We start from the raw sequence: 2,149 nt of genomic DNA on the forward strand, positions 1-2,149 counted from the left end.
AGTCGGCTAACACAGTGGTTCCGGGCGAAGTTCGCGAGCGGTGGAGCTCGGCAGCGGCGCGTCGGCATCGTTGCCGTCGCACGCCGGCTGCTCATCGAGCTCTGGCACTTCGTCGAGCACGACGTGGTCCCACCTGGCGCGCAGGTCCATATCAATCCATAACATCCACTTGTGCGTAAGAGGCGTATCGAGGGCTAGGATACGGGTTGTCGGCTGGGGTAGCCCGGCCTCTGATCGGGTCTCGGGGGGTCGCCCCCGGATCGCTTAGTAGATGGGGCGCCCCAGCCTCCAGCCTTCTCACGGCCCGCCTGGACAGGCGTCCGGGGTGGGGTACTCTCCTCCCCCAAGAACCAAGGAGGTCCAAGTGAACCCCACCCCGTCGACCTGCAACCAAGAGTACCGCGATCGCCCCCGCCTGTACATGGCCCTCGAACTCTCCGCCGAGAAGTGGCTGCTCGCCACGAGCACCGGCCGGGACCGACCCCGCATCAAGACCATCACCGCCGGCGACGACACGGCGCTCGAGGCCGAGATCGCGGCCGCGAAGCGGCACTTCGAGCTCCCGGACGATGCACCCGTCGTGTCCTGTTACGAGGCCGGTCGGGATGGCTTCTGGCCGCATCGACTCCTGGAGCGGCTCGGAGTGGTCAACCGGCCCATCGACGCGGCCAGCATGCTGGTCGATCGGCGCGCCAGGAGGGCGAAGACGGACCGCCTCGACGTTCGTCGGCTCCTCGCCGACCTCCTGCGCTACGAGGCCGGCGACGTCGACGTCTGGAGCGTCGTCGAGGTCCCCGATGAGGAGGACGAGGACAACCGCCGCGGCCCGCGCGAGCTCGAGCGGCTCAAGCAGGAGGAGACGCAGCACCGGGCCCGCATCCGCTCGCTCTTGGCCACCCAGGGACCGTGCGCGGACCGCGACTTCCAGACGGCGCTCCGGTCCCCCGAGTCCCTCCGGGACTGGCAGGGCAACCCCCTGTTCCCGCAGCTCGCCTCGGAGATCGCTCGGGAGGTGAAGCGCCTCGACCTGGTCCGTAAGCACATCCGCGAGGTCGAGAGCGCCCGCGACAAGGCCCTCAAGGGATCCCAGCCGCTCTCGGGCGCCCTCGCCAAGGTCGATCTGCTGGCCCACCTGCGCGGCATCGGTGTCGACAGCGCGTCCCTGCTCGTGATGGAGTTCTTCGCCTGGAGGGTCTTCAAGAACCGCCGCGAGCTCACGGGCGCGGTGGGTCTGGGAGGCACTCCGTACGCCAGCGGATCGATGCAGCGCGAGCAGGGCATCTCGAAGAACGGAAACCGGCGCGTGCGGTCCCGGGTCATCGAGCTGGCGTGGCTGTGGCTGAGGTATCAGCCCGACAGCGACCTCACCGAGTGGTTCCGGAGGAAGTTCGGTGACGGGGGCAAGCGAGGCAGACGCCGCGGCATCGTCGCCCTGGCGCGGCGCCTCCTGATCGAGATCTGGCACTTCGTCGAACACGGGGTCGTCCCCTCCGGGGCGGTCCTGAAGCCTGCCCACACCGAAGCTCCGTAGCATCACTAGATCGGATCATTGGACTTAAGTCTCTATTGGACTGGTAGAGCAGCCCGGCGCATAATCTGGTTCCGTCGCTATCGAGCGACGAACCGTCTCTTTAGATGGGGCGCTCCTTCACCGGCCCTTTCAGCGCCATCGAGCGCATACGAAATCAGGTTCCCGGTCGCCCTCGCGACCGCGTCACGGATAGGAGTTGGTTCAGGCCTTTCTTCTGAACGTCTCCAGGGCCCCCAGACCCAAGTCCGAACAAGTCCAGCGATCCGTCCTCAAGACCTCCAGGAAGCAGGCCACGCCCCCCCCAAGGGGGAGAGAGCGCCATCGTGAAAGCCAAGGACCACACCGACTCGATGCTCTGCGCGTGGATGCGAATGGGCATCCTCCGCGCCGATCTCGCGGTCAGGAGATCCAACGGCTCCATGGTCTGGCAGCGGGCCAAAGATCTCCGCCTTCTTCCCCTACCCTGGGCCCGCGCCGAGAACGCCTCGGCCGCTGACATCTACCTTCGCCCGGCGAGGGGGGAGAGCTGGCCGCTCGTCTTCCTCGACGACGTGCCCGTTCCGACCGCCCTCCGCGTAGCTCGCAAGTACAAGGCCCTCGCCGTACAGACGTCCGTAG

2 protein-coding genes are annotated in these 2,149 nt (G+C 67.2%); one reads left to right on the plus strand and one right to left on the minus strand.

Annotated elements, in window-relative coordinates:
* Positions 1 to 6 precede the first annotated feature (6 nt).
* Complete coding sequence (locus HY699_21205) at positions 7 to 165, minus strand: hypothetical protein (protein MBI4518326.1); 159 nt, start codon at positions 163 to 165, stop codon at positions 7 to 9.
* 256 nt (positions 166 to 421) lie between these two features.
* Here HY699_21205 and HY699_21210 point away from each other — a divergent pair, with 256 nt between their 5' ends.
* Positions 422 to 1,531, plus strand: coding sequence for an IS110 family transposase (locus tag HY699_21210; GenBank protein MBI4518327.1), 1,110 nt, complete (start codon positions 422 to 424; stop codon positions 1,529 to 1,531).
* The last annotated feature ends 618 nt before the right edge of the window (positions 1,532 to 2,149 follow it).

The sequence above is a fragment of the Deltaproteobacteria bacterium genome (assembly GCA_016210005.1).
Classification (GTDB): Bacteria; Desulfobacterota; Binatia; order HRBIN30; family JACQVA1; genus JACQVA1.

Coding starts and splice junctions, on each gene's coding strand:
- HY699_21205 (MBI4518326.1), bottom strand. CDS start 165: ATGTTATGGATTGATATGGACCTGCGCGCCAGGTGGGACCACGTCGTG.
- HY699_21210 (MBI4518327.1), top strand. CDS start 422: ATGGCCCTCGAACTCTCCGCCGAGAAGTGGCTGCTCGCCACGAGCACC.